This is a genomic window from Streptomyces sp. NPDC097640 (genome assembly GCF_040302705.1).
In the GTDB taxonomy this organism is placed as follows: Bacteria; Actinomycetota; Actinomycetes; order Streptomycetales; family Streptomycetaceae; genus Streptomyces.
Window position 1 is genome coordinate 225,244 of the sequence record NZ_JBEOSB010000011.1, and the last position, 26,585, is coordinate 251,828.

19 protein-coding genes are annotated in these 26,585 nt (G+C 72.1%); 10 read left to right on the forward strand and 9 right to left on the reverse strand.

What is annotated here, in order from left to right; translation table 11 throughout:
* Positions 1–11 precede the first annotated feature (11 nt).
* Complete coding sequence (locus ABTY62_RS19815; protein WP_352130703.1) at positions 12–2,162, reverse strand: ATP-binding SpoIIE family protein phosphatase; 2,151 nt, start codon at positions 2,160–2,162, stop codon at positions 12–14.
* 131 nt (positions 2,163–2,293) lie between these two features.
* Between ABTY62_RS19815 and aspS the strand changes: the two genes are divergently transcribed.
* A complete protein-coding gene (aspS, locus tag ABTY62_RS19820) occupies positions 2,294–4,132 on the forward strand; it encodes an aspartate--tRNA ligase (RefSeq protein ID WP_352130704.1) in 1,839 nt (612 codons plus the stop codon).
* Positions 4,133–4,248: 116 nt separating this feature from the next.
* The gene (locus tag ABTY62_RS19825) at positions 4,249–5,070 is read left to right on the forward strand and encodes a L,D-transpeptidase family protein (RefSeq protein WP_352130705.1); all 822 of its coding nucleotides are present in this window, start codon (positions 4,249–4,251) and stop codon (positions 5,068–5,070) included.
* 25 nt (positions 5,071–5,095) lie between these two features.
* Here the strand turns inward: ABTY62_RS19825 and ABTY62_RS19830 are convergent, their stop codons facing one another.
* Positions 5,096–5,671: a helix-turn-helix domain-containing protein gene (locus tag ABTY62_RS19830; RefSeq protein WP_352130706.1), complete on the reverse strand. Its 576-nt coding sequence runs from the start codon at positions 5,669–5,671 to the stop codon at positions 5,096–5,098.
* 74 nt (positions 5,672–5,745) lie between these two features.
* Between ABTY62_RS19830 and ABTY62_RS19835 the strand changes: the two genes are divergently transcribed.
* The 3 genes from ABTY62_RS19835 (at position 5,746) to ABTY62_RS19845 (ending at position 8,639) form a co-directional block, all read left to right on the forward strand.
* Entirely contained in the window at positions 5,746–6,678 is a 933-nt protein-coding gene (locus ABTY62_RS19835; protein WP_502997485.1) for an alpha/beta hydrolase family protein, read from the forward strand.
* Between the two features lie 81 nt (positions 6,679–6,759).
* The gene (locus tag ABTY62_RS19840; RefSeq protein ID WP_352130708.1) at positions 6,760–7,632 is read left to right on the forward strand and encodes a CPBP family intramembrane glutamic endopeptidase; all 873 of its coding nucleotides are present in this window, start codon (positions 6,760–6,762) and stop codon (positions 7,630–7,632) included.
* A 95-nt stretch (positions 7,633–7,727) separates the two neighbouring features.
* A complete protein-coding gene (locus tag ABTY62_RS19845; RefSeq protein ID WP_352130760.1) occupies positions 7,728–8,639 on the forward strand; it encodes an intradiol ring-cleavage dioxygenase in 912 nt (303 codons plus the stop codon).
* Positions 8,640–8,657: 18 nt separating this feature from the next.
* On the opposite strand, the gene ABTY62_RS19850 is transcribed toward ABTY62_RS19845, so the two are convergent.
* From ABTY62_RS19850 to ABTY62_RS19860, 3 genes are all read right to left on the reverse strand, one after another.
* The gene (locus ABTY62_RS19850; RefSeq protein WP_352130709.1) at positions 8,658–9,074 is read right to left on the reverse strand and encodes a DNA-binding response regulator; all 417 of its coding nucleotides are present in this window, start codon (positions 9,072–9,074) and stop codon (positions 8,658–8,660) included.
* A gap of 164 nt (positions 9,075–9,238) precedes the next feature.
* Entirely contained in the window at positions 9,239–10,993 is a 1,755-nt protein-coding gene (gene metG / locus ABTY62_RS19855) for a methionine--tRNA ligase (RefSeq protein ID WP_352130710.1), read from the reverse strand.
* Positions 10,994–11,177: 184 nt separating this feature from the next.
* Positions 11,178–13,319 carry a vWA domain-containing protein gene (locus ABTY62_RS19860; RefSeq protein ID WP_352130711.1) on the reverse strand — a complete coding sequence of 714 codons (2,142 nt, stop codon included), beginning with the start codon at positions 13,317–13,319 and terminating at the stop codon, positions 11,178–11,180.
* Between the two features lie 330 nt (positions 13,320–13,649).
* On the opposite strand from ABTY62_RS19860, the gene ABTY62_RS19865 reads away from it, so the two are divergent.
* Positions 13,650–15,725, forward strand: a complete 2,076-nt coding sequence (locus ABTY62_RS19865) for a PhoX family protein (RefSeq protein WP_352130712.1) — start codon at positions 13,650–13,652, stop codon at positions 15,723–15,725.
* 401 nt (positions 15,726–16,126) lie between these two features.
* Positions 16,127–17,185, forward strand: coding sequence for a LysR family transcriptional regulator (locus ABTY62_RS19870; protein WP_352130713.1), 1,059 nt, complete (start codon positions 16,127–16,129; stop codon positions 17,183–17,185).
* Positions 17,186–17,203: 18 nt separating this feature from the next.
* Here the strand turns inward: ABTY62_RS19870 and ABTY62_RS19875 are convergent, their stop codons facing one another.
* Positions 17,204–18,259: an endonuclease/exonuclease/phosphatase family protein gene (locus ABTY62_RS19875; RefSeq protein ID WP_352130714.1), complete on the reverse strand. Its 1,056-nt coding sequence runs from the start codon at positions 18,257–18,259 to the stop codon at positions 17,204–17,206.
* 155 nt (positions 18,260–18,414) lie between these two features.
* Between ABTY62_RS19875 and ABTY62_RS19880 the strand changes: the two genes are divergently transcribed.
* The gene (locus tag ABTY62_RS19880; RefSeq protein ID WP_352130715.1) at positions 18,415–19,074 is read left to right on the forward strand and encodes a 3,4-dihydroxy-2-butanone-4-phosphate synthase; all 660 of its coding nucleotides are present in this window, start codon (positions 18,415–18,417) and stop codon (positions 19,072–19,074) included.
* A 254-nt stretch (positions 19,075–19,328) separates the two neighbouring features.
* Here the strand turns inward: ABTY62_RS19880 and ABTY62_RS19885 are convergent, their stop codons facing one another.
* Positions 19,329–20,867 carry an ATP-dependent DNA ligase gene (locus tag ABTY62_RS19885; protein WP_352130716.1) on the reverse strand — a complete coding sequence of 513 codons (1,539 nt, stop codon included), beginning with the start codon at positions 20,865–20,867 and terminating at the stop codon, positions 19,329–19,331.
* Between the two features lie 207 nt (positions 20,868–21,074).
* Between ABTY62_RS19885 and ABTY62_RS19890 the strand changes: the two genes are divergently transcribed.
* On the forward strand, positions 21,075–22,262 hold the full coding sequence (locus tag ABTY62_RS19890; protein ID WP_352130717.1) for a SpoIIE family protein phosphatase: 1,188 nt from the start codon (positions 21,075–21,077) through the stop codon (positions 22,260–22,262).
* A 20-nt stretch (positions 22,263–22,282) separates the two neighbouring features.
* Here ABTY62_RS19890 and ABTY62_RS19895 read toward each other — a convergent pair whose 3' ends face one another.
* A complete protein-coding gene (locus tag ABTY62_RS19895; protein WP_352130718.1) occupies positions 22,283–22,876 on the reverse strand; it encodes a DUF7144 family membrane protein in 594 nt (197 codons plus the stop codon).
* Between the two features lie 162 nt (positions 22,877–23,038).
* On the opposite strand from ABTY62_RS19895, the gene ABTY62_RS19900 reads away from it, so the two are divergent.
* Positions 23,039–25,789 (forward strand): SpoIIE family protein phosphatase, encoded by a 2,751-nt coding sequence (locus ABTY62_RS19900; RefSeq protein WP_352130719.1) that lies wholly within the window; start codon positions 23,039–23,041, stop codon positions 25,787–25,789.
* A 37-nt stretch (positions 25,790–25,826) separates the two neighbouring features.
* On the opposite strand, the gene ABTY62_RS19905 is transcribed toward ABTY62_RS19900, so the two are convergent.
* Positions 25,827–26,399 carry a TetR/AcrR family transcriptional regulator gene (locus ABTY62_RS19905; RefSeq protein WP_352130720.1) on the reverse strand — a complete coding sequence of 191 codons (573 nt, stop codon included), beginning with the start codon at positions 26,397–26,399 and terminating at the stop codon, positions 25,827–25,829.
* Between the last annotated feature and the right edge of the window lie 186 nt (positions 26,400–26,585).

Sequence of the window (26,585 nt, forward strand, 5' to 3'; positions counted from 1 at the left end):
CGATCCCGCCGCTAGCCCGCTGGATCCGGGGCGGACTCGTACAGCTCGTACCAGATGCACTTGCCGTCGCCCCGCGGGTCCACTCCCCACGCGTCGGCGAGCACCTCCATCAGCAGCAGCCCGCGCCCGGAGGAGGCCAGCTCGCCGGGGCGGCGGCGATGGGGGAGTTCGTCGCTGCCGTCGGCGACGTCGAGGCGCAGCCGCCGGGCGCCGAGCCGGCCGCTGACCTCCGCGACCAGCAGGGCGTCGCCGTCGGTGTGCACCAGGACGTTGGTGACCATCTCGGAGAGCATCAGCACCGCCGACTCCACCTGGTCACAGTCGGTCCAGTCGTGGAGCATGTCGCGCAGCTGCTGCCGGGCCTCCGCTATGCGCTCGGGCTCGGCCTGGGCGACCGTGACGGCCGTGCGCCGCACCGGGGCCGTGCCGGGGCCGACCAGGCACACCTCGGCGTCGCGCCGGATCAGCAGCAGGGCTATGTCGTCCTCGCGACGGTCGGCGAGATGGCCGGTGGTGTGGTGGGAGGGCGGCCCGTGCACCGCCTGGACCAGGGACTCGGCGAGCGCGTCGAGGTCGTCGGCGTCCACGGCGGCGTCCGCGGTCCGTTCGAAGACGGCCCGGATCCGGTCCCAGCCCGTCTCCATGTCGTGGCCGCCGGTCTCGATCAGCCCGTCCGTGCACATCAGCAGCGTCTCGCCGGGCTCGAGCACCACCCGGGTGGTGGGGTAGTCGGTGTCCGGGTCGACGCCCAGCGGCAGCCCGCCCGCGGTGGGGCGGATCATCATGGTGCCGTCGGCGAGCCGGACCGCCGGGTCGGGGTGGCCCGCGCGGGCGATGTCCAGCGTGCCGGCGACCGGGTCCACCTCCATATAGAGGCAGGTCGCGAAGCGCGGGTCGTAGCCGCCCTCGCCGCCGGGGCCCGGCGGCTCGGCGAGCCCGGCCAGAAAGCGGGAGGCGCGGGAGAGGACCGCGTCGGGGTGGTGGCCCTCCGAGGCGTAGGCGCGCACCGCGATCCGGAGCTGCCCCATGATCCCCGCGGCGCGTACGTCGTGGCCCTGGACATCGCCGATGACCAGGGCGGTACGCCCCGAGGGCAGCCCGATCACGTCGTACCAGTCGCCGCCCACCTGGAGCCCGCCGCCGGTCGGCACATACCGCGCGGCCACCGTGAGCCCCGGGATGTCCGGCTTGTCGGCGGGCAGCATCGAGCGCTGGAGACCGTCCGTCAGCTCGCGCTCCGTCTCCTGGAGCGAGGCGCGGGACAGCGCCTGGGCGAGCATCCGCGCGACCGTGGTGAGCACCGAGCGCTCGTCGGGCGAGAAGGTCACCGGGTGCGCGAAGCTCGCCATCCACGCGCCGATCGTGCGGCCCGCGACGATCAGCGGCAGAAAGGCCCAGGCCCGGCGGCTGACCGGCCGGGTGAGCGCCCAGGAGACGGGGAACCGGTCCCGGTAGTCCTCCGGGCCGGGCAGATAGATCGCCCGGCCGGTGCGGACCACCTCGGCGGCCGGGCAGTCGGCGTCGAGCGGCTGGTCGGTGAAGGGGTGCTGGTCGCCCACCGGGTCCCCGTGCCGGCCGATCAGCGAGACCCGGTCGCCCTTGACCCCGAAGATCGCCAGCCCGTCCGGCGAGAAGCCCGGCATCGACAGGCCCGCCGCGACCCGCAGCACCTCGGCGGTCGAGGGCGCCTCGGCGAGCGCCCGCCCCGCGTCCAGCAGAAACGCCTCGCGGCCGCGCCGCCAGTCGCCGGTGACCGGGGCCAGGGCGGCCGCGGAGGTGCCGGGCAGCGGCTCGGGGACCTCCTGGAGGGTGCCGACCAGGTCGTAGCTGTTCTCCGCGCCCCGTCTGCCGGGGGCGCCGCCGCTTATCACGGGCCGGCACCGGCTGCGTACGGTGCGCTGCACCCGGCCCTTCTCGTCCACGACCCGCACCCGGGCCTCGGCGAGGGTGCCCTCGGCCACCGCGAGATTCACGATCGCTTTGATCTCCACCCAGTCCACCGGGTGGAAGCAGGCACGGGCGGCGGATTCGGGGAGGGTGACGGGCTCCGCGGGCAGCCCCACCAGCCGGGCCGCCTCCGCGTCGTAGCTCACGGCACCCGAGACACAGTCCCAGCGCCATAGGCCGGTCGCGATCGCGGCCAGCAGGTCCTCGGTGCGCATTGGCCCACCATATGGGGATATGCAGCGCCCTTACCAGTGAGGGGTGCGGCGCCGGTAGGCTTGCCCAGAAGCTTCTCGAGGGTACGTACGCCTTCCCGCCCAAACGACCGACCAGACGACTTGGATGAACGATGCATCGGTACCGGTCCCACACCTGCGGCGAGCTCCGCGCCGCTGACGTCGACACCGACGTGCGGCTCTCCGGCTGGCTGCACAATCGGCGGAACCTGGGCGGCATCCTCTTCATCGATCTCCGTGACCACTACGGCCTGGTGCAGCTGGTCGTCCGCCCGGACACCGCTGCCAACGACGCGCTGAGCTCCCTGTCCAAGGAGAGCGTCGTCCGGGTGGACGGCAGGGTCATCGCCCGCGGCGCGGAGAACGTCAACCCCGAGCTGCCCACCGGTGAGATCGAGGTCGAGGTCACCGCGGTCGAGGTGCTCGGCGGCGCCGACCCGCTGCCCTTCACCGTCTTCCCCGAGGACGGGGTGAACGAGGAGCGGCGCCTGGAGTACCGCTTCCTTGACCTGCGCCGCGAGCGCATGCACCGGAACATCATGCTGCGCTCCGCCGTGATCTCCGCGATCCGGCAGAAGATGACCGCGCAGGGCTTCAACGAGCTGGCGACCCCGATCCTGTCCGCCACCTCGCCCGAGGGCGCCCGGGACTTCCTGGTGCCCTCCCGGCTGCACGCGGGCAAGTTCTACGCGCTGCCGCAGGCCCCGCAGCAGTTCAAGCAGCTCCTGATGATCGCGGGCTTCGACCGCTACTTCCAGATCGCGCCCTGCTTCCGCGACGAGGACGCCCGCGCCGACCGCTCCCCGGGCGAGTTCTACCAGCTCGACGTCGAGATGAGCTTCGTCGAGCAGGAGGACGTCTTCCAGGTCATCGAGAAGGTGATGACCGAGCTCTTCGAGGAGTTCGGCGGCGGCCGCCACGTCACCTCGCCGTTCCTGCGGATCCCGTTCCGCGAGGCCATGCTGAAGTACGGCTCCGACAAGCCGGACCTGCGCGCCCAGCTCGAGCTGGTGGACGTCAGCCAGGTCTTCGCGGACTCCGGCTTCAAGGCGTTCGCGGGCAAGCATGTGCGCGCGCTGGCCGTGCCGGACACCGCCGACCAGCCGCGGAAGTTCTTCGACCAGATGGGCGAGTTCGCCGTCGAGCAGGGTGCGAAGGGGCTGGCCTGGGTCCGGATCGGCGAGGACGCCAAGCTGACCGGGCCGATCGCGAAGTTCCTCACCGACGAGGACGTCGAGAAGCTGATCGCCGAGGTCGGGGGCAAGCCGGGCACGGCGATCTTCTTCGGCGCGGGCGAGTTCGACGAGGTCTCCAAGATCATGGGCGCGGTGCGGGTCGAGGCCGCGCGCCGGGCCGGGCACTTCGAGGACAACGTCTTCCGCTTCTGCTGGATCGTCGACTTCCCGATGTTCGAGCGGAACGAGGACACCGGGCAGATCGAGTTCTCGCACAACCCGTTCTCCATGCCGCAGGGCGGCCTGGAGGCGCTGCGGACCAAGGACCCGCTGGACATCCTGGCCTGGCAGTACGACATCGTCTGCAACGGCGTGGAGCTGTCCTCGGGCGCCATCCGGAACCACGAGCCGGATGTGATGTACGAGGCGTTCGAGATCGCGGGCTACTCCAGGGAAGAGGTGGAGCGCGAGTTCGGCGGCATGTTGCGCGCGTTCCACTTCGGCGCTCCGCCGCACGGCGGTATCGCCCCGGGCGTGGACCGCATCGTGATGCTGCTGGCCGACGAGCCGAACATCCGCGAGACCATCGCCTTCCCGCTCAACGGCAACGCGCAGGACCTGCTGATGGGCGCGCCCAGCGAGGTGGACGAGACGCGGCTGCGCGAGCTGCACCTGTCGATCCGCAAGCCGCAGGTCAAGCAGGCGGACAAAGGCGCGGCGGACAAGGGCGCGGCGGACAAGGGTGCGGAGAAGCCGGCTGCCGAATCCGGCAAGTAGCGCCGGGCCCTTTCGCCGGGCCTTTCCGGGCCCATCTGAGCCCCGCTTCCGCTTCCGGCGGAACGCGGGGCAACCAGGCCCCCGTCCCAACGGGTTCCTTGAATGTGAATGAAAATATGACTGTCGTACCGGTACGCGCGGCCCGGGCCTCCCGGAGGGGTGTGGCCCTGGCGGCCGCGGCCCTCGCCGTCGCCGCGCTCACCGGATGCGCGGCCTCGGCGGGTACGCCGTCCGGCGGATCCGAGCCCAGGGCCGGAGCCGCCGACGCCGCCGCGGAAAAGGACGGTCCGGCCCGGCGGCCCGCCACCGCCGTGCTGCGGAAGGGCCTGCCCGGGCTCGGCCCCCTCACCCTCGCCGAGGTGCCCGCGAACGCCCGCCAGGTGGTGGTCGTGACCGGCGAGGGCCGCGACTCCTCCGACTCGACGGTGGTCGTCTACCAGCGGCGGAACCCCGACGGCGACCCGGACATGGCCGCGGGCGCCGACTGGCGGGCCGTCACCACCTGGGACGCGCACAACGCCCGGAACGGCTGGACCGACCGCCACGTCACCGGCGATCTGCGCTCCCCGGTCGGCGTCTTCGGCCTCACCGACGCGGGCGGCCGCCTCCCGGACCCCGGCACCGAGCTGCCGTACGACCAGTCCACCGGCGGCTTCACCATCGGCGGCACCGGCTTCGAGGGCGAGCCGCTCGCCGGGTCCTTCGACTACGTCGTGGCCATCAACTACAACCGCAAGCCGGGCACCTCCCCGCGCGACTGGACCAGGCCGCTGGGCCAGAAGCGGGGCGGCGGCATCTGGTTCCATGTGGACCACGGCGGCCCCACGCAGGGCTGCGTCAGCGTCTCCAAGAAGCACATGAAGAAGCTGCTGCGCACCCTGGACCCACAGCTGCACCCCGTTGTGGTGATGGGCGACGCGGCCTCGCTGGCCCGCTGACCGGGCCGGCTTTCCGCAGCCCTGATCAGCAGGTTTCATCACTGGTGTTGGTCTTGGTGTTGGTCTTGGTTTCAGCGGGTTTGTCGGGTACGAGGACGAGGCTGAGGATGTGGCGGGTGCGGCCGTCGTCCGGGGTGGTGTGGGTGCGGCGGGCGACGACGGCTTCGATCTCTTCGACGAGTTCGGCGAACTCTTCGTCGGTCAGACATACCGCGCCCTGCCGGTAGAGGACCCCTTCGCGGGCGGGTTCGGCGTCGTCGCGGGAGAGGTAGCGGTCGAAGTCGGCCATCAGGGCACCGGTGAAGACGGCGAAGGCCTGCCGGTGGTCTTCCCTGGTCATGGTGGTGCGGGCGTCGGCGTCGACGAGGGCTTTGTCCTGGCGGACCCGGTAGCTGCGTTCGACGGTGCCGCGGATCGGTCTTTCGCGGACAACTTCCAGGATCCCGGCCTGGGTGAGGGTGGCGACGTGCCGGTACATGGTGGCCGGGGGGATGTCGGGTAGCTGGTCGCGCAGCTGGGCGGTGGTCAGCTCGTCGGCGCCGAGCAGGATCTGCAGGATGCGCAGCCGGACGGGGTGGAGAAGGAGGTTCGCGGTTGCCATGGCTCATGCTCTCACATCTGATAACGTTCTCGCCGTTGATAGCAATGAGAGGCGGAGCCTTGTCCGATATCGGCATGACAGTCACCGCGGACGACGGGACCCCCCTGGCCGGCGCCCTGACCCTGCCTGCCGCTTCCGGTCCGCACCCTGCCGTTCTGCTCCTGCACGGCTCCGGACCCCTGGACCGCGATGGCAATACCCGCAAGCTCCCGATGAACCTCGGCCAACCGCTGGCCGCCGCCCTCGCGGCGGAGGGCATCGCCACACTGCGCTACGACCGGCGCGGCGCCGGAGCCACCCCCGGCATCTGGCGGGCCACCGGCTTCACCGACATCTGCCACGACGCTGCCATCGCCCTGCGCGCCCTGGCCGACCATCCCTCCGTCCGCTCCGACGCCATCGGCGTCATCGGCCACAGCGAAGGCGCCCTGCACGCCATGACCCTCGCCGCGCGCCACGATGTGCGGGCGGTGGTGCTGCTGGCCGGCTATGCCCGTCCGGGGGAGGAGGCCCTGCGCTGGCAGGCCCGTTCGATCGTCCATGGCATGCCCGCCCCCGTCCGGCTCCTGCGGCGGCCCCTGGGGGCCTTGGGCAACTGGGCCCTGGCCCGGATCAAGAAGTCCCGTACGGACGTGGCGCGCATCGCCGGAATCCCGGTCAACGCCCGCTGGATGCGCGAAAACCTCGTCCACGACACCCGTGACGACCTCAGCGCCATCCACGCCCCCGTCCTGGCCGTCACCGGCGGGAAGGACATCCAGGTCGACCCCGCCGATCTGGATGAGATCCAACGACTGGTGCCGGGCAGGGCCGAGGTCCATCGCATCCCCGACCTCACCCACCTCCTGCGCCGCGACCCCGCGCACCACACCCTGCGCTCCTACCGCCGCCTTCTGCGCGATCCGATCGACCCCGACCTCCTCGCCCTCATCACCACCTGGCTCACCCGTCGACTGGACGCGGTTCCCGGGGAGATGACCGTCGAAGGCCGAACAGTCTCTTCCTGATCCCCGGCTCGCCCTGATCCCAGGGCGCTCGCCCCTGCGCACGTACGACAACCCAACGGACACCTGACAAGGAACTTTGGCATGCCCACTTCGCTGTCCGCTCCTGCCGCCGCGCCGAACAGCCGCCGAAACGACCTGATCCTGTTCATGGCCATCGCCTTTACCGTGAGTTGGGCGTCCTGGTTCACGGCGATCGGGCTCGGCGGATCGGCGATGAAGGCCCCCACGGTCCTGCCCTATCTGTTCGGTGCCTTCGGTCCGCTGGTAGGCGCCCTGGTGATCCGCGTCCGCCGCGTCCGCCGCGGTGAGCCCGTCCCCGAACACGCGGTCCGGTTCCAGCGCAAGGCCCTGCTCCAGGCGCCGCTGTTGCTGGTGCTGGCCTCGGCAACCGTGCTGTCGGCCGCGCTGCTGGGGCACGCGGCGGGTGACCCCGCGCTGAGCTGGGAGGACGCGAAGGATGTGATGAAGGATGCCGGCGGACCCGCGGCGTTTCTCGTCAGCATGGTGATCTCCGGTCCGCTGTCCGAGGAGCCGGGCTGGCGCGGCACCGCCTATCCGAGGATGCGTGCGTCGATGGGCCGCTTCCAGGTGGGCCTGGCCCTGGGCGTCATCTGGGCCGTGTGGCATCTGCCGCTGTTCTTCATCAACGGGACCGTCCAGAACGACCTGGGCCTGAACACCGCGAGCGGTGTGCTCTTCGCCGTCAGCGCCATCCCGATGGCCATGCTGACTGCCTGTGCCTACGAACGCGCCGGCGTCGTCGCGTCGATCGCGGTGCACTTTGCGGTCAACACGACGATGGTCCTGCTGGACATCAAGACCCCCGCGACACAGGCCATGATCATCGGCATTCAGGCGACCGTCGTCGTACTCCTCCTGGCCACCAGCCGCCCGGCTCCGGGGCACACCGTTCTCACAGCTTCTTGCGATGCCCCTGCCAGGTTGCGGTTCTAGTGTCCCCTGCCATGACTGAGGACTTCAGCGAAGCCCGGAACGACAACGCCCAGAACGACGACGCCCGGCGCACGGGCCCCGCGCACAAGCGCGACATGAGCAGACGACGGATGATCGTCGCGGGTGGCGCGGCGGTCGCCGCGACCGGCATCGGGGCGGCGATCGCCGCCAGTGCGTCGGCGAGCGAGACCTCCGCGAACCCGGCCTCCGCCGCTGCCACCGCGAGCTCGACGGCCACGTCGGGGGAGGTCTGTTACCGGCTCACCTCGGAGACCACCGAGGGCCCGTACTACATCGACGCGGACAAGATCCGTAAGGACATCACCGAGGACAAGGAGGGCATCCCGATGACCCTCCGGCTCAAGGTGATCGACTCCGAGACCTGCAAACCGCTGTCCAAGGCGGCGGTCGACATCTGGCACTGCGACGCCCTCGGGCTCTACTCCGGCTACGAGAGCTCCAGCACCGGTGGCGGCGGCACCCCGCCCACCGGCACCCCGCCCACCGACGCCCCGACGGGCACCCCGACCGACGCGCCCACCGACGCACCCACCGGGACCCCGCCGGGCGGCGGCGGGGGCGGCCACCAGGAGCCGACCGACGACAAGCGCTATCTGCGCGGCACCCAGCTCACCGACCGGCACGGCTACGTCGAGTTCACCACCGTCTTCCCCGGCTGGTACCGGGGCCGGTGCGTGCATGTCCACACCAAGGTCCACGTCGCCGGCACCCTCACCGACTCCGGGTACGAGGGCGGCCACACCTGCCACACCGGCCAGCTCTTCTTCGCCGAGGAGGCGGTGCTCGCCTCCGCCGAGGTGTCCCCGTACAGCACCAGCACCACGGAGCGCACGACCCTCGACGAGGACACCATCTACCCCGGCAACGGGACCCAGGGCGGGCTGCTGAACCTGAAGTACAAGAAGGGCCGGATCGGGAAGGGCGTCGTCGCCAGCCTCACCCTGGGCGTCGACCCCGACGTGACCCACGACGGCACGGACCTCTGACCGACCCGCCGGACCCCGCTAGTACACGAAGTGCTCGGTCAGCCGGTGGTCCACGCCGCACGGGTCCGTACGCTCCGCGCGGGCGGCCCGGTGGACGGCGCGCAGCAGGCGCCTCGGCGTGGCCCGGTGCTGCCACAGCACGGCCCGTACGCCGTACTCCATGACCGCCATCAGCTCCGTCTCGCGCAGCTCGCCCGTGATCAGCACCACCCGCTGCTCGCCGCCCCGCACCAGGCGGCGCAGCTCGGCCCCCGCGCGTGCGTCCAGGCGCTCGACGGACATGACGGCCACGGTGCCGCGCGGCTCGTCGCTGAACGGTCTCGGGCGGTCGATCAGTTGGACGGTGGGCTGGTGACGCAGGTGACGGACGACCCCGGCCCGCGACAGCGGGTCCGGGCCGTGGACCGTCACCGTGACACGTGGTGCGTCGGGCACTGCGCTCCTCGACCTCCTATGGATGGACTCCACAGGCTGGTCGAACGCGCTAAACGAACGGTTGTCGAGCGATCAACGATGCGAGCGACAGGAAAAACGACGTGAAGGGGTGGCGGGCCGGGCCCGCCACCCCTTCACGCTCGGGTCTGTCGTTACTCGACTGCTTACTCGACAGGCTTTCCGTTGGTCTCCAGCCCGCCGTTGGCCTGCTCAGCGCCGCCGAAACGCAGCCGGTAGGACTCCAAGTCCTCCTCGGTGATCTTCGCGAAGAGCACCGGCGGCACGGTGAAGGCCGTGCCGGCCGGGACGGAGGCCAGCGCCTTGGCCTCCTCCTGGCTCACCCACACCGCCGTGTCGTCCACCAGCGAGAACGCCGACCGCATGGCCCGCGCGGAGGCCGGGATGAACGGCTCCGAGACGACCGCGTACAGGTGGATGAGGTTCATCGCCGTACGGAGGGTGAGGGCCGCGCCCTCCTGGTCGGTCTTGATCTCCAGCCAGGGCGCCTTCTCCTCCAGGTAGGAGTTGCCCGCGCTCCACAGCGCGCGCAGCGCGGCCGCGGCCTTGCGGAACTGGAGCGTGTCCATGTGCTCCTCGTACTCCGCGAGCAGCCGCGCGATCTCCTCGCCGAGACGCGCCTCCGCCTCCCCGGCGGCCTTCCCGGCCGGGACCTCGTCGCCGAACCGCTTGCGGGAGAAGGACAGCACCCGGTTGACGAAGTTGCCCAGGGTGTCCGCCAGGTCCTTGTTGACCGTGGCCGCGAAGTGCTCCCAGGTGAAGGACGTGTCGTCCGACTCCGGGGCGTTCGCGATCAGGAAGTAGCGCCAGTAGTCGGCGGGCAGCAGCTCCAGCGCGGCGTCGGTGAACACCCCGCGCTTCTGCGAGGTCGAGAACTTGCCGCCGTAGTACGTCAGCCAGTTGAACGCCTTGACGTAGTCGACCTTCTTCCACGCGTCCCGGGTGCCCAGCAGCGTCGCCGGGAACATCACGGTGTGGAACGGGACGTTGTCCTTGGCCATGAACTCGGTGTAGCGGACCGTCTGGTCCACGTCGTACCACCACGACTTCCAGTCGCGGTTCGCCGGGTCCAGGTCCGACCACTCCTTCGTCGCGCCGATGTACTCGATCGGGGCGTCGAACCAGACGTAGAAGACCTTGCCCTCGGCCGCGAGCTCCGGCCAGGTGTCGGCCGGAACCGGCACGCCCCAGTCCAGGTCACGGGTGATCGCGCGGTCCTGAAGCCCCTCGTTCAGCCACTTGCGGGCGATCGAGGACGCGAGCGTCGGCCAGTCCTTGCCGTGCTCGTCCACCCACGCCGCGACCTCTCCCGCCAGCTTCGACTGGAGCAGGAACAGGTGCTTGGTCTCCCGCACCTCCAGGTCGCTGCTGCCGCTGATCGCCGAGCGCGGGTTGATCAGGTCCGTCGGGTCCAGCACGCGGGTGCAGTTCTCGCACTGGTCGCCGCGCGCCTTGTCGTAGCCGCAGTGCGGGCAGGTGCCCTCGATATAGCGGTCGGGGAGGAAGCGGCCGTCGGCGTTGGAGTACACCTGGCGGATCGAGCGCTCCTCGATGAAGCCATTGGCCTTCAGCTCGCGCGCGATGGTCTGGGTGATCTCCACGTTCTGCGCGGAGGAGCTGCGGCCGAAGTAGTCGAAGGCCAGGCCGAAGCCGTCGTAGACCGCCTTCTGCGCGTCATGCTGCTGCGCGCAGAACTCGTCCACCGGCAGGCCCGCCTCCTTGGCGGCCAGCTCGGCGGGGGTGCCGTGCTCGTCCGTCGCGCAGATGTACAGCACGTCGTGGCCCCGCTGGCGCATGTAGCGGGAGTACACGTCGGCCGGGAGCATGGACCCCACCATGTTGCCCAGGTGCTTGATCCCGTTGATGTAGGGAAGGGCGCTGGTGATGAGGTGTCGAGCCATCGCGGGCTGCTCCCGGGTCGATGCAGTGGGTGACATGTCGCTCTGTGAGCACTCTGTGAGCTATGTGTCGAGCTGCTCTATGAGCCGTCATTATCGTATCCGAGCGGCGGGGGCCACCCGCGCGGCGTTTTTCGCGCCGTACGGGTGGCCCCCGCGTCGTAGCCCGTCCCCGGACGGGGCGTGATCAGCTCAGCACGCCCGCCTCGCGCGCCTCCCGCAGCCACTCCGGGAACTCCACCATCAGCTGCCCGTACAGCTCCCCGTCGGACAGCGCGCGGGGGTCCTGGCCCGCGTGGAAGAACCCGGCGTTGTCCACGACCCGCTTGTCCGGCACCGCCAGCTCATCCAGCTTGCGGAGGAAGTCGAACCCCTTCGCCTCCGGGTCCCCGAACCCGACGAACTGCCAGAACAGCGGCAGCCGCGCGGCCTCGCACAGCGCCTTCTCGGCGGCCACCTTGCTGGTGGGCGCGCCGTCCGTCTGGAAGATCACGAACGCGGGGGCGGTGGAGCCGGACTTCTTGTAGTGGTCGATGACCGCGTTGATCGCGTGGTGGTAATTCGTACGCCCCATGTGGCCGAGCGAGGAGTGCAGCTCGTTGACGCGGCCGCTGTAGTTGGTCAGGTCGATGTCGGCCGTGCCGTCGATGTCGGTGGAGAAGAACACGACCGGGACGGTGCCGTCGTCGTCGAGGTTCGCGGAGAGGGCCAGCGCCTGCTCCGCGAAGTGCTGGACGGTGCCGTCCTTGTAGTAGTTCCGCATCGACCCCGACCGGTCCAGCACGAGATAGACGGCGGCCCGGTCGCCCGCCAGCCCCTTCTGCGCCAGGGTCTCGGCGGCGGTCTTGTACAGGCTGACCAGCCCGGGCGCGCGGTTCTCCACGTCGGCGAGCGCGATGGCGGCGTCGGCCTTGGCCTCTGCCTTGGTCTCGGCCTTTTCCGCGACCGGCTCGGCGGGCTTGGCCGCGTCTTCCGTTTCCGTGTCGGCGACGGCGACGGCGACGGCGACGGCGACGGCGCTGACCGGGGTGGCCTCGGCCTTGGCCGGGGCGTCCGCCGCGTCGGCTTCGCCGCTCGGCGTGGAGGTGGTCTCGGCCTCCGCCACCACCGGCTCGGCGGGCTTCTCTTCGGCGGCCGCCTGCTCCGGCTCCGCCTCGGCGGCGGGCTTCGGGGCGGGCTCGGGCGTGGTCTCCTGCTTCGGCTCGACCGGGTCGACCGCTGCGGGGGTGGCCTCGGCCGGGGTGTCCGCGTCAGCGCTCGGCGCGGGGGTGGTCTCGGCCTCGGGCTCGGTCTCGGCCGGCTTGGTGGGCTCAGCCGCGGCTTCCGCCTCGGCGGCGGGCTTGTCATCGTCGGCGGCGTCGGCGGTCTCCGCCGCCACCGGCTCGGCGGGGGCTTCGGCCTCTGGCTTCGGCTCGGCGGCCGGGGCGGGGTCCCCGGCGGTGACCGGCCCGGCGGGCTTGGCCGCCTCTTCTGCGTCCGCGACGGCGACGGCGCTGGCCGGGGTGGCCTTGGCCCGGGCGTCCGCCGCGTCGGCTTCGCCGCTCGGCGTGGAGGCGGCCTCGGCCTCCGCTGCCACCGGCTCGGCGGCGGGCTCCTCGGCGTCTGCCGCAGCCGCGACCGGCTCGGCGGGCTTCTCTTCGGCGGCCGCCTGCTCCGGCTCGGCCTCGGCGGCGGGCTTCGGGGCCGTCTCGGGCTCGGGCTCTGCCGCTTCGGCGGGCTCGGGCGCGGTCTCCTGCTTCGGCTCGACCGGGGCGACCGGGTCGGCCGCTGCGGGGGTGCTCTCGGCCTTGGCCTCGGGCTCGGCCGGGGTGTCCGCGTCGGCGCTCGGCGCGGGGGCGGCCTCGGGCGTGGCCTCCTGCTTCGGCTCGGCCGCTGCGGCGGTGGTCTCGGCCTTGGCCTTGGCCTTGGCCTTGGCCTCGGGCTCGGCCGGGGTGTCCGCGTCGGCGCTCGGCGCGGGGGTGCTCTCGGCCTCGGCCTCGGGCTCGGCCGGCTTGGCGGGCTCCGTTGCCGCTTCCGCCTTCTTGTCGTCGGCCGGCTCGGCAGCGGCTTCGGGCTTGGGCTCGGGGTCGGCCTTCGGCTGGTCCTTCGCCGGCGCCTCCGGGGCGGAGGACTCCAGGATCTCGTCGAGAGTCTTCAGCGGTTCGGCCAGAGACGGGTGGTGGGCTGCCGTCTCCTCATCCCCCGTCTGAGCCGCAGGAGTAGTCGCGGGCTTGGGCTCGGGCTTCGCCTCGGGCTCAGGCTTCGCCTCGGCCTCGGGCTCAGGCTTGGCGGGGGCGGTGGCGGCGGCGGGCGGTTCTTGGGCGTCCGGGACAACTGCCGCCTCCGGCACAGCCGAAGCGTCGACCCGCGGCGTGCGGGAGCGTCCGAAAACTTTGCGCAGTAGGTCCCGTATGGCCATGGGAGATACCTCATCACGTGTCGAGTCCGGGGCATGGCGGTACATGTCCGTGGTGCGGAAAGGCTAGCGGGCCCTTCAGCCGTACTCAGCTGCCGATTCCGGTTACCCGCCGTTCACTCGTGATTCAGACGACGGTCGCCGGTCCGCGGCTCTACGCCCATAGCTTCGCCCCGGATGGGGTCCCGACACCGTGGCGGCGTGGGTTGCGCGCCGGACGGTCCACGCGCAATCGACGCGTGCAATCCGTACGGAGGGTAAGACGTGCGCAAGCTTCTGCCGCTCATCAGCTCACACCCGGGCGGTCGTTCCGCGCTCACATGCCGGTACCGCTGTGGTGACGCCTGTTTCCACGAGGTGCCGAACACGAGCGACAACGGCTACATCGGTGACGTCATAGCCGGTGCGCTGTCCCGCCGTTCGGTGCTGCGCGCCGGCGCCGTGGTCTCGGTCGCGGCCGCGGCCGGGGTGACCGCGGTGGGGCGGGCGCCGGAGGCCGCGGCGGCTGACGGGGCAGCAGTGGCCCAGGCCGCCGACAAGGGCGCGGGCAAGGCCGCCCGCGGGCTCCGCTTCTCTCCCGTGGCGCCCAACACCACCGACGCCGTCGTGGTCGCCGAGGGGCACGACCAGAACGTGGTGATCCGCTGGGGCGACCCGATCCTGCGCGGCGCGCCGGCGTTCGACCCGGCCAACCAGTCCGCGAAGGCGCAGGCGGGCCAGTTCGGCTACAACAACGACTACATGGCCGTGCTGGACATCCCGCACGAGCGCGACCGCCAGCTGCTCGTGGTCAACCACGAGTACACCGACGAGGTGCTGATGTTCGCCGGGTACGACGCGGCGAACCCGACCCGCGAGCAGGCCGAGATCGCCTGGGCCGCGCACGGCCTGTCGGTGGTGGCGACGCAGGAGGACCGCAAGCTCGGCAAGCTGACCGCCGTGTCGCGCCACCGCCTGAACCGCCGGATCACCGCGACCACGCCGTTCGAGGTGACGGGCCCGGCCGCGGGCAGCGAGCTGCTGCGGACCTCGGCGGACCCGACGGGCAAGCGGATCCTGGGCACGCTGAACAACTGCGGCGGCGGTATCACCCCGTGGGGCACGGTCCTGTCGGGCGAGGAGAACTTCAACCAGTACTTCGCCAACGCCGGTTCGGTGACCGACCCGACCACCGCCGCGCGTCTCAAGCGCTACGGCCTGGCGGGCGCGGCCACCGAGCGCAAGTGGGAGCGTTTCGACAAGCGCTTCGACGTGGCGCAGGAGCCGAACGAGACCAACCGCTTCGGCTGGGTCATCGAGATCGACCCGTACGACCCGGAGTCGACGCCGCGCAAGCTGACCGCGCTGGGCCGGTTCAAGCACGAGGCCGCCGAGCCCCGGCTGACCGACGACGGCCGTCCGGTCCTCTACATGGGCGACGACGAAAGGTTCGACTACTTCTACAAGTTCGTCTCGTCCAAGCGGATGATGAAGGGCACCAGCCGGGCCGCGCGTGAGCACAACCGCACGCTGCTCGACGAGGGCACGCTGTACGTCGCCAAGTTCACCGGGGACAGCCCGGCCGCCGAGATCGACGGCACCGGGAAGCTTCCGAAGGACGGCGAGTTCGACGGCTCCGGCGAGTGGATCGCGCTGGTGAGCGGCACCACCTCGTATGTCGAGGGGATGACGGCCGAGGAGGTCTACGTCTTCACGCGGCTGGCCGCCGACAAGGTGGGCGCGACGAAGATGGACCGCCCGGAGGACGTGGAGCCCAGCCCGCGCACCGGCAAGGTGTACGTCGCCCTCACCAACAACAGCGACCGCGGCAAGGCGGGCAAGGCCCCGGCCGACGAGGCGAACCCGCGCAACAGCAACAAGCACGGCCAGATCCTGGAGCTGACCGAGCGCTGGGGCGACCCGGCGGCCCGCCGCTTCAGCTGGCGGCTGTTCCTGGTCTGCGGCGACCCGGCGGACCCGAGCACGTACTTCGGCGGCTTCCCGAAGGACCAGGTCTCGCCGATCTCCTGCCCGGACAACATCACCTTCGACGCGTACGGCAACCTGTGGATCTCCACCGACGGCAACGCGCTGGGCAGCCACGACGGGCTGTTCGGGGTGGCGACGTCCGGCCCCAGGAGCGGTGAGGTCAAGCAGTTCCTGACCGTTCCGACCGGGGCCGAGACCTGCGGTCCGATCGTCCAGGACCGGCGGGTCATGGTGGCGGTGCAGCACCCGGGTGAGGTCGACGGGGCGAGCGTGGAGAAGCCCGCGTCCACCTGGCCCGACGGCCAGGGCAAGCTGACCCGTCCGTCGGTGATCAGCGTGTGGCGGCGCGACGGCGGCGACATCGGAGCCTGATCCGGCCGGAGAATTATTCGTAATTCTCGGCGTTCTCGACTGCGGCGGAATTGTCCCGGAGATCAATTCAACTGACATGCGGGTCAGTTGTGGTCCGGGATAATTCCGCCGCTCGGCGTAGCGGGGCGCGCGGCGTATGGCCGCCGTACGCGCATAGGGACGGTAAAGTCCGCGCTTATCCGAAATGGGGCGTCAATCGGTCGCGATGTGCGGCCAATGGGTCGCCAATGAGCCGCAACCGACTTCCGAAAGCCACGTGATCAAGCATCCCGGGGCTAAACTCGACAGTCCATAAATCGGGCAGAGTTGGGAAGCGAGACGGATTCATGGCCATTCCCGGGCCGCTCGGACCACCGACGGCCAACGGGCGAAGCAGGCTGCTGCAGAGCCCACTCGCGCTCATGGACACCACGATGGACCAGCTCCGCACGTTGATCGTGGTGCATGAGACAGGTACCGCGTTGGGCGCCGCCAGGGTGCTCGGCCGGGAACAGTCGAGCGTGCAAAAGCAGCTGGACACGATGAACCGCAACTTCCGGGATCTGTGCGGCGAGCCGCTCGTCCTCAAGCAGGGCCGCGGCAAGGACGTGCTGTTCACCGGCACCGGCGAGGCCCTGGTCAATTTGGCGCGCGACACGCTCGGCGACTGGCTGGAGGGCATCCATGAATCCCGCCGCCGGCTCGGCAAAACCCTGATGGTGGGCACCACGCGCTTCACCCTCGGCTATCTCGCGGGCGCCGGTGAGCGGGTGGCCGAGGAGTTCGAGCAGCGCGGCATCGAGCTGAAGGTCGGGCATGTCCGCACCCGGGACGTGCTGGGCAAGCTGCGCGCCAAGGACGTGGACCTGGTCTGCGGCTCCGTGGTGACCACCCCCCAGGCGAACGACGTCGACAACGAGCTCAACGCGTTCGATGTGATGGAGTGGCGCCGCAGCGGGGTGTCGCTGCTGACGAATCTGCCGCATTCCCGGCTGCCCGGCCCGACCGCCCCCAGCAGCGAGCTGCGCACGCTGCCGCTCGTCATCTCGGCCAGCGGGCTGATGGCGGGCGTGCTGCACAGCTGGTTCGGCGCCGACTACCGCAACAAGCTGCACATAGCCGCCGAGATCGACACCGTCACCTACGGCTTCGAGCTGCTGCGCTCGGGCCTGCTGCGCGGCTGCATGCTGGTCACCAAGGGCGTCGCCGACGCGGCCGGGGACCCGCGGGTCGCGTACGGGCGCGGGATGCGGGCCGTCGAGCTGGTCAATGACACCGGGCCGCGGCTGGAGGTGCTGCTCGGCGCCTTCACCCGGCGCGGGGAGCGCGCCCACTACGATCCGAGCCATCCGCTCAATCTGCTGTGGGACGCGCTGGCGCTGGAGAACGAGCAGTGGCGGCGGGAGCAGCGCTGGCCGACGGAGGGCCTGGAGCCGGACCCCTTCGAGGTGGCCAACTCCTACAACCCGAGCGAGAGCTGAGTCGCCTGCGGGGGGGCGTCAGTGCAGGTCGAGGTCGACCAGCAGCGCCCGGTGGTCGGTGTTCGGCAGATCGAGGAAGCGGGCGGCGCGGGGCCGCAGCGCCTCGCTGACCAGGACGTGGTCGATCTGGGCGCCGAGCGCCGGGGCCGTCACGCTCGGCCAGCTGGGCGTCCGGGCCCTGCCCACCGCCGGTGCGCTGTCCCGCATCCCGGTGTCCAGGAGGGACCGGAAGGCGGCGTGGTCCTGGGTGGCGTTGAAGTCCCCCGCGATGAGGGTGGGTTCGTCGCCCCGGTCGGCGGCGTACGCGCGCAGCCGCCCCAGCTCGGTGCGCCAGACGTCCAGCCGGCCCGGCATCGGCGGCATCGGGTGGGCCACCTGCACATGGACCGGCCGCCCGGCGATCCGTACGACGGCCCCCGGCATCGCCAGCTTGCCGGACACCCCGGCCTCGGGGGTGAGCGGGTACTTGCTGAGGATCGCCGAGCCGTGCGCGGCGTCGCCGGGGACGGCGATGACCTTCCGGTACGGGTAGGTCTCGCGCATGGCGGGCGCGTCGAGCGCGGCCGCGCAGCGGGTGTCGCACTCCTGGACTGAGACGAGGTCGGGGTCCTCCCGCCGCACCGCGCCGACCAGCCCCTTCGTGGCCCCGCCGAACTCCAGATTGGCGGTCAGCACCCGCACCTGAGCCACCACCGGGCCGCGCGGACGGGGCGCCGGGCCGGCGGCGGGGTCGTATGGCTGGATGAACCACCCGGTCACCGCGGCCGCGGCCAGCGCCCACGCGCACCCCAGCGGCCAGCGCGCCGCCGCCGCGAGCACCAGGCCGAGCAGCGCGGGGACCAGCAGCCAGGGCAGGAAGGCCAGGAGCTGGGGCACGGGCGTGATCCCGTCGCTGTCCGCGGCCCGGCAGCCCAGCACCACGCTCACCACGGCCAGCGGCAGCGCCGCGCACCAGGCCGCCACCTGCCGGGCCCGCCCGCGCGGGGGGCGTGCGAAGCGGCGTACGGGCCGTACCAAGCGGCGTACGGGATGTACGGGCTCGGCGGCTCGGTCCTCCGCGACTGTCGTCTCCACACTGACCCTCTCGATCGGGCGAGCTCTCATTCTCGCGCGGGCCCTTGGGAGCGCGGTGGTGGAACCGGCCGGAGGTCACTGATGGTGTGCCCGCCCTTACTTTGTGAGCATTGACACGTCGTCAGGTCCACTGGCATGTGCCAAAATTCCTCCTCATGGCAGTGGTTGAGCAGACGGTCGCACCCGAGCGCCTCCTGGCGGTCGAGCAGGCGATCGACGCGTTCGCCGAGGGCGGCTTCGTCATCGTCTTCGACGACACGTCCGAGGATCGCCGGGGCGCTCTGCTGCTGGCCGCCGAGCACGCCCACGAGGGCGCGCTGAAGCAGCTCCTGGACCACACCTCCGGCATGGTCTGCGTGGCGCTGCCCCATGGGCGCGCCGAGCATCTGCGGCTGCCGCGGATCGTGGTGGACGAGGAGCACACCGGGCTGCTCAGCACCGCCTTCACCGTCTCCGTCGACCTGTTGGGGCCCACGACCACGGGCCTGTCCGCCCGGGACCGCTCGCGGACCGTCCAGGCGCTGGCCGACCCCCAGACCGCCCCCGCGCAGCTGGGGCGCCCGGGGCATGTGTTCCCGGTGTGCGCGGTGCCCGGCGGGGTGCTGGAGCGGGACGGCCACGCCGAGGCGGCGGTCGACCTGTCGCGGCTGGCGGGGCTCTCCGGGGTGACCGCGATCTGCGCGGTCGTCACGCCGGACTGGGAGCCGGCGGACTACGAGGACCTCAGCCGGCTCGCGGCCAGCAGGCTGCTGCCGCTGATCTCGGTGGCCGACCTGGTCGCCTACCGGCTGGCCCGCAAGGCCCTGGGGCGGTAGCGCGCCCGCGGTCGGCAGTCGGCGACCGGCCCCGGTCAGGCCCCGTCCGGCGGACCTTGACGCCTGCGGCGGACTCGTCCCCCGCCCTGCCGCTTCCCGGCCCCTGCCGATGTGCGGCGCCGCCGCGTGGGGGACTCTGTCCCAGACCCGCGGGGTCCAGTGGCGAAGCCCATGGTTGCGGGAAGGGGCGGGGTGGGGAACAGCACCGATGTGCGGCTCCGCCGCGTGGCCGCCGGACACGCCCCGTACGGCCCTCACCCGCCGCGCAGCGTCAGCACCGTCTCGACCGTGTCCGCCTCCGCCGCCGGCTTGTCCTCGCGGTAGCGCAGCACCCGCGCGAAGCGCAGCGTCACCCCCGCCGGATAGCGGGAGGACCGCTGGAGCGAGTCGAAGGCGACCTCCACGACCAGCTCGGGCCGCACCCGCACCACCCAGCCGTCGTCGCTGACCGCCAGCCGCAGCAGCGCCTCCGTCTGCCAGCCGAGCAGCTTGTCGGTCAGGCCCTTGAAGGTCTTGCCGAGCATGGCGAAGGTGCCGTCCGGCCGCCGGGCGCCGAGGTGGAGGTTGGACAGCTTGCCGGTGCGGCGGCCGTGGCCCCACTCGGCGGCGAGCACGACCAGGTCGAGCGTGTGCACCGGCTTGACCTTCAGCCAGGACGCGCCGCGCCGGCCCGCGCTGTACGGGGCGTCGAGGGACTTGGCCATGACGCCCTCGTGCCCGCGGGCCAGGACGTCGGCGGCGAACTCCCGCGCCGCCCGCCGGGTCGCCTCGTCCCGCGGCTCCTCGGCCACCAGCCTGCGGACCCGGCGGGGGCCGGGGGCCACCCGGGCCAGCTCGGCGTGGCGGTCGCGGGCGGGCAGGTCGAGCAGGTCCCGGTCGTCGACGGAGAGCAGGTCGAAGAAGACGGGGTACAGCGGCAGCGAGGCGCGCGCGCCGGCCACGTCCAGCCGTGACCCGACCCGGCCGGAGATCTCCTGGAACGGCCGGGGCCGGCCGTCGGCGTCCAGGGCGATCACCTCGCCGTCGAGGACCGCCCGCTCCACCGCCAGCTCGCGGGCGGCCGCGACCACCTCCGGCAGCCGGTCGGTGATCTCGTCGAGGGTGCGGGTGTAGACGCGTACGGTCTCCCCGTCCCGGTGCACCTGCACCCGGATGCCGTCCAGCTTCTCCTCGACCGCGCAGGGGCCGAGCCGGTCCATGGCCTCGTCCAGGTCCCGGGCGCTGTGGGCGAGCATCGGCAGCACCGGGCGCCCCACCTCCAGCCGGAACCCGGTCAGCGCCGGCGGCCCGTGTTCGACCAGCGCCCGGGCGACCGCGCCCAGCGAGCCGCCCAGCATCACCGCGCGGCGCACCTCGGCGGAGGGCGCGCCGACCGCGGCCGAAAGCCCCTCGACGGCGAGCGCGTCCAGCGCGCCCTGGCGCGGCTCCCCGCCGATCAGGCCGAGCAGAAAGCGCTGCTCCTCCTCGGTGGCGTCGGACATCAGCCGGGACACCAGCCGCTTGCGCTCGCCGGCGGCGCCGGTGCCGGAGACGGCCGCGACCCGGTCCAGGGCCTGGTGTACGTCGAGCACGCCGAGCCGGGGCCCCGCGGCCGGTTCCGGGCGCATCCGCAGCCCGGCCCAGCCCACCCCGATGCGGCGCTGCGGCAGCCTGCCCGCGAGATAGGTGATCACCACGGGCGCCTCGGCGGGCTCCACGCGGCTGAGCAGCCGGGCCAGGGCGGCGACCTTCTCCGAGCGGGCGGAGGTGGCCGCGACCTCGCGGGAGGTACGCGCGACATCGGCCAGCAGCATGGCTTCAGCCTCGCTCTTCCCGCCTCCCACCGCACCCCGGCCGCGTGCCCGGCCGCGTGCGGTCGGCGCGGAGCCGCCATAGATTGGGCATAAGCACGCGGCTCCCACCGCGGCGCGGCGTGGCAGGGCACGAGCAGGGAGCAGGCCACGGGACAGCAGATCGACTACGAGGCTCTTTTCGAGGCCACTCCGAGTCCGAATCTGGTGGTGGGTCCCGATCTGGTCATCGTCGCGGTCAACGAGGCGTATCTGAGGGCCACCCGGACCCGGCGCGGGGACCTGCTCGGCCGCCATATCTTCGACGCCTTCCCCGACAACCCGGCGGACCCGCAGGCCACCGGGACCCGCAATCTGGGCGCCTCCCTGAAACGGGTCCTGGCGACCGGGGAGCGCGACAGCATGGCGCTCCAGAAGTACGACATCCCCGTACCCGGCGACGAGGGCGGGGGCACGCGGGGCGAGGGGCCGTTCGAGGAGCGGTACTGGAGCCCGATCAACACCCCGGTCATGGGCCCGGACGGCTCGGTGCAGATGGTCATCCACCGGGTGGAGGACGTGACGGACTTCGTCCTGGGGCGGGCGCAGGCGCCGTTCGAGCGCACCGCGGAGATCGACGCCGACCTCCACACCCGGGCGCGGGAGCTCCAGGAGCTCAACGAGCGGCTGCGGGCGGCGCACGCCCGGGAGCGGGCGACGGCGCTGGCCCTCCAGCAGGCCATGCTGCCCGCGCTGGTCGCCGGGCTGCATCTGCGGGTGGCGGTGCGCTACCGGCCCGCCATCGGGTCGCTCAACGTGTGCGGCGACTGGTACGAGGTGACCGAGCTGCCGGACGGCCGGATCGCGGCGGCGGTGGGCGATGTGGTCGGACAGGGGCTGGGGGCGGCCTGTGTGATGGGGCAGCTGCGGAGCGCGCTGAGCGCGGCGATCCGGGCCGTCGGCGGGCCTGCCAGGGCGCTGGAGGCGCTCGGCCTGTACGCGCGCTCCCTGGAGGGGGCGCTGGCCGCGACCGCCGTGCAGGCCGTCATCGACCGGTCCGAGCGGACCATCGCCTACAGCTGCGCCGGCCATCCGCCGCCGCTGCTGCTGCGGGCCGACCGCCGCGTCGTACAGCTCGACCAGGCCACCGACCCTCCGCTGGGCGCCCGCCCGGAGCATGTGGAGCGGCCCGAGGCCGTCCTCCCGTACACCCCGGGCGGCATTCTGGTGCTGTACACCGACGGGCTGATCGAACGCCGGGACGAGGACATCGACGCCGGGATCGGCCGGCTCGCCGAGAGCCTGTCCCGGAACGGGGAGCTGGACCCCGAGGCCCTGGCCGACGCGCTGCTGATCGACCTGGGCGTCACGGGCGGGACCGTGGCGGACGACACGGCGCTGGTCGTCATCGCCCTGTGACCCGCGGGCCCGGCCGCTGCCTACGGCTGTCCCTGCGGCCCCTGCGGCCCCTGCGGTCCCTGTGCCTGCGGGCCCGGCCCCTGCGGCCCCTGCGGCCCCTGCTGCCCCCATGACGACTGTGACTGTGCCTGTCCCTGCGGGCCCCGCGGTCCCTGCCGTGCTTCCCACATCTGTGCCTGGGCCGCGCGCTCGGCCGAGGCAGGCCCCGCGCACAGCGCCCAGATGACGAGGGCGTCCAGGATGAGCAGCGTGACGGCCCAGACCGGGTAGTAGGGCAGCCACAGGAAGTTGGCGATCAGGCTGAGCCCCGCCAGCACCACGCCGGTCACCCGAGCCCACATGGCACCGGTGAACACGGCCGCACCGGCGATCACGGCGACGGCGCCGACGATCGCGTGGACCCAGCCCCACCCGGTGAGGTCGAACGCGAAGGCGTAGTGATGCGTGACCACGAACACCTGGTCGTTGCGGATGGCCGAGATCCCCTGGCCGAGGGCCAGCAGCCCCGCGAAGATCAACATGATGCCCCCGAAGACGAGCCATCCGCTCGCCTCCGCCCGGTGGTGCGCACTCGGCGCGGCCTGCGGCTGAACTCCACCGACGTGACTGGCCATGGTGGGCTCCTTCGTCCCTGCCGACAGTCGGCCGGATGGCCGATGATTTGCGGCATATGTAGCTAATTACACCTTTTCAGGTTTGCATAGCCAGCCCGGGTCGGCACTTTCAGGGCGCGAGGTGGCTCGCCTTCCGGGGGGACCCGGTGTAGATGTAGGGGTATGGCCCGGTTTATGGGCCGATCGTGGGCACTGTCTGCCCGCATGTTCCCCGGTCGGCGCCCACGGAGTCGGCGGCGTGAGCGCCCAGAGGCGGCAGGGCGGCGCCCTGGAACCTGGCTGAGCGCGCGGAGCGTCGCCGGCCAGGTCTTTCTGCTGCAACTCGTGGTCGTCCTGCTGCTGGTCGCCGCCGCGTCCATCGCGCTGGTGCTCCAGGTCCGGCACGACGCCACCAACGAGGCGCGCCACCGCTCCCTCGCCGTCGCCGAGACTTTCGCCGACTCACCCGGCATCGCCCCCGCGCTGCGCTCCGCCAACCCCACCGCGGTGCTCCAGCCGCGGGCCGAAGCGGCGCGCAAGGACGCCGACGTCGACTTCATCGTGGTCCTGAACACGAAGGGGATCCGCTACACCCACCCCAACACCGCGAAGATCGGCCAGCACTTCCTCGGGAACTACCGCGCCGCCGTCCAGGGCCACACCATCACGGAGACGTACACCGGCACCCTCGGCCCCTCCGTACGGGCCGTGGTGCCCGTCACCGACAGCCACGGCAAGGTCATCGGCCTGGTGGCCTCGGGCATCACGGTCAGCAAGGTGAGCGGCCTGGCCAACCGGCAGATCCCGATCCTCGTCGGCGCGGCCGGCGCCTCGCTCGCCCTGGCCACCGGCGGCACGGCACTGGTCAGCGGGCGGCTGCGGCGGCAGACGCGCGGCCTGGACCCGGCCGAGATGACGCGCATGTACGAGCACCACGACGCGGTGCTGCACTCCGTGCGGGAGGGTGTGCTGATCGTCGACGGGGACGGCCGGCTGCTGCTGGCCAACGACGAGGCCCGCCGGCTGCTGGCCCTGCCCGAACACCCGGAGGGCCGGCCCGTCACCGAACTCGGGATGGAGCCGCAGATGGCCGAGGTGCTGGCGTCGGGACAGATCGTCTCCGACGAGGTGCTGGTGGCCGGGGACCGGCTGCTGGCGGTCAACAACCGCCCCACGGACCGGGACGGCGGCCCGCCCGGCAGCGTGACCACCCTGCGGGACTCCACCGAGCTGCGCGCGCTGTCGGGGCGGGCCGAGGAGGCCCAGATCCACCTCAAGCTGCTCTACGACGCCAGCGTGGAGATCGGCACCACGCTCGACGTGGGCCGGACCGCCGAGGAGCTGGCCCAGGTCGCGGTGGACCGCTTCGCCGACTTCGTCACCGTCGACCTGGCCGGGCCCGTGCTGCGCGGCGAGGAGCCGCTGGCGGTGGGCGGCATCGAGATGTGCCGCGCGGCGGTCCACGGCATCCGCGACGACCACCCCTTCTACCCGGTGGACACCCGCTTCTCGTTCGTCGCCTCCACCCCGCAGGCCTGGGGGTTCGGCAGCGGGCAGGCGGTGGTCGAGCCGGACCTGCGGGAGGCCGACGGATGGCGGGCCCAGGACCCCGGGCGGACCGGCCTGGTCGTCGACTACGGCGTGAGGTCGCTGGTGACGGTGCCGCTGCGGGCCCGGGGCGTCATGCTGGGCATGGTCAGCTTCTGGCGGACGGAGAAGCGCGACCCCTTCGAGGAGGACGAGATCTCCCTCGCCGAGGAACTGGCCGCCCACGCCGCCGTCTGCATCGACAACGCCCGCCGCTACACCCGCGAGCACACCATGGCGGTGACGCTCCAGCACAGCCTGCTGCCCCGCGCCCTGCCCGAGCAGAGCGCGCTGGATGTGGCGTATCGCTATCTGCCCGCGGAGTCGGGGGTGGGGGGTGACTGGTTCGACGTCATTCCGCTGCCGGGGGCGCGGGTGGCGCTGGTGGTGGGCGATGTGGTGGGGCACGGGCTGCACGCGGCGGCCACGATGGGGCGGCTGCGTACCGCGGTGCACAACTTCTCCACCCTCGACCTGCCGCCCGACGAGATCCTCTCCCACCTCGACGACCTGGTCGCCCGGATCGACCAGGACGAGGGCGACCCGCCCCCGGAGGGGACCGAGGGCGGCGGCGCGGGCATCACCGGCGCCTCCTGCCTGTACGCGATCTACGACCCGGTGACCCGGCGCTTCACCATGGCCCGCGCCGGACATCCGCCGCCCGCGGTGGTCTCCCCGGACGGCGTGGTGGAGTTCCCCGAGGTGCCCGCCGGGCCGCCGCTCGGCGTGGGCGGCCTGCCCTTCGAGACGGCCGAGCTGAAGCCGGCCGAGGGCAGCCAACTGGTGCTCTACACCGACGGGCTCATCGAGGACCGCAGCCGGGAGATCGACGCCGGGTTCGCACTGCTCCGTGACGCCCTCGCCCACTCCGGCCGCACCCCCGACGAGACCTGCGCGGCCGTACTGGACGCGGTGCTGCCCCCGCGCCCCACCGACGACATAGCGCTGATCGTGGCCCGCACCCGGGTGCTGGCCGCCGACCGGGTGGCGAGCTGGGACGTCCCCTGCGAGCCGGCGGCGGTGGCCGAGGTGCGCGCCGAGGTCATCCGCAGGCTGGCGGACTGGGGCTTGGATGACGTGGCGTTCACGGCGGAGCTGGTCCTCAGCGAACTGATCACAAATGCGATCCGCTACGCCGCGGGCCCGATCCGGGTGCAGCTGCTGCGCGATCGCAATCTCATCTGCGAGGTCTCGGACACCAGCAGCACCTCGCCGCATCTGCGGTACGCGGCGACGACGGACGAGGGGGGCCGCGGGCTGTTCCTGGTCGCGCAGTTCGCGGAGCGCTGGGGCACCCGCTACACGGCCGACGGCAAGGTCATCTGGGCGGAACTGGCGCTGCCCTGACGGCCCCTTCGTCCTGACCGCTGGTCAGTACCGCGGGTCAGCCCGTCTCCGGGGCGAACTTCTCCACCAGGAGGTCAAGTCGTGCCCCCTGGTACTCGGCCGGCATCCGCGCCCCGTGCACCAGGACGGCGATGCCGTGCAGCGAGCCCCAGAACACCTCGGCGTACAGCCCCTCGCCCTCGCGCGGCCCGACCACGGCGACGATCTCGGCGAAGGCGGCGCGCAGCGCGGAGGGCGTCTCGCTGCTGGCGAAGGGCAGGTCGGTCGGCATGATGAACATGGCCTCGTACAGCGCGGGCCGGTCGGCGGCGAAGTCGAGGTAGGCCCGGCCCACCGCGCGCAGCGCCTCCTTCGGGGAGATCTCGGCCAGCCGCGCCCGCCGCAGCTGGGCGGCGAGGTCGTCGAAGCCCTCGAGGGCCACCGCGCGGACGATGGCGTCCTTGCCCTTGAAATGGCTGTAGAGGACGGGCTGGCTGTACTCGACGCGCTCGGCCAGCCGGCGCGTGGTGACCGCGTCCCAGCCCTCGGTCTCGGCCAGCTCGCGGGCGGAGGTGATGATCAGTTGATGGCGGAGTGCTCGTTCGCGTTCGCGACGCTCGGTGGATGACATCCCCTGATTCTGGCAATGCTAGGCGCACTAGCGGCGGCAGGAACACGCCGCGGGGGTGGACGTGCGGACCCGGAACGGCTCATTCTGGTTTGCGGCGTTCGGCGAGGGTTCAGTGGTCGCCATGAGGGGGCCAACCGGGGTTTACTTCTCGGTGCTGACGGGATGTCAAGGTCCCGATTGGCGAAC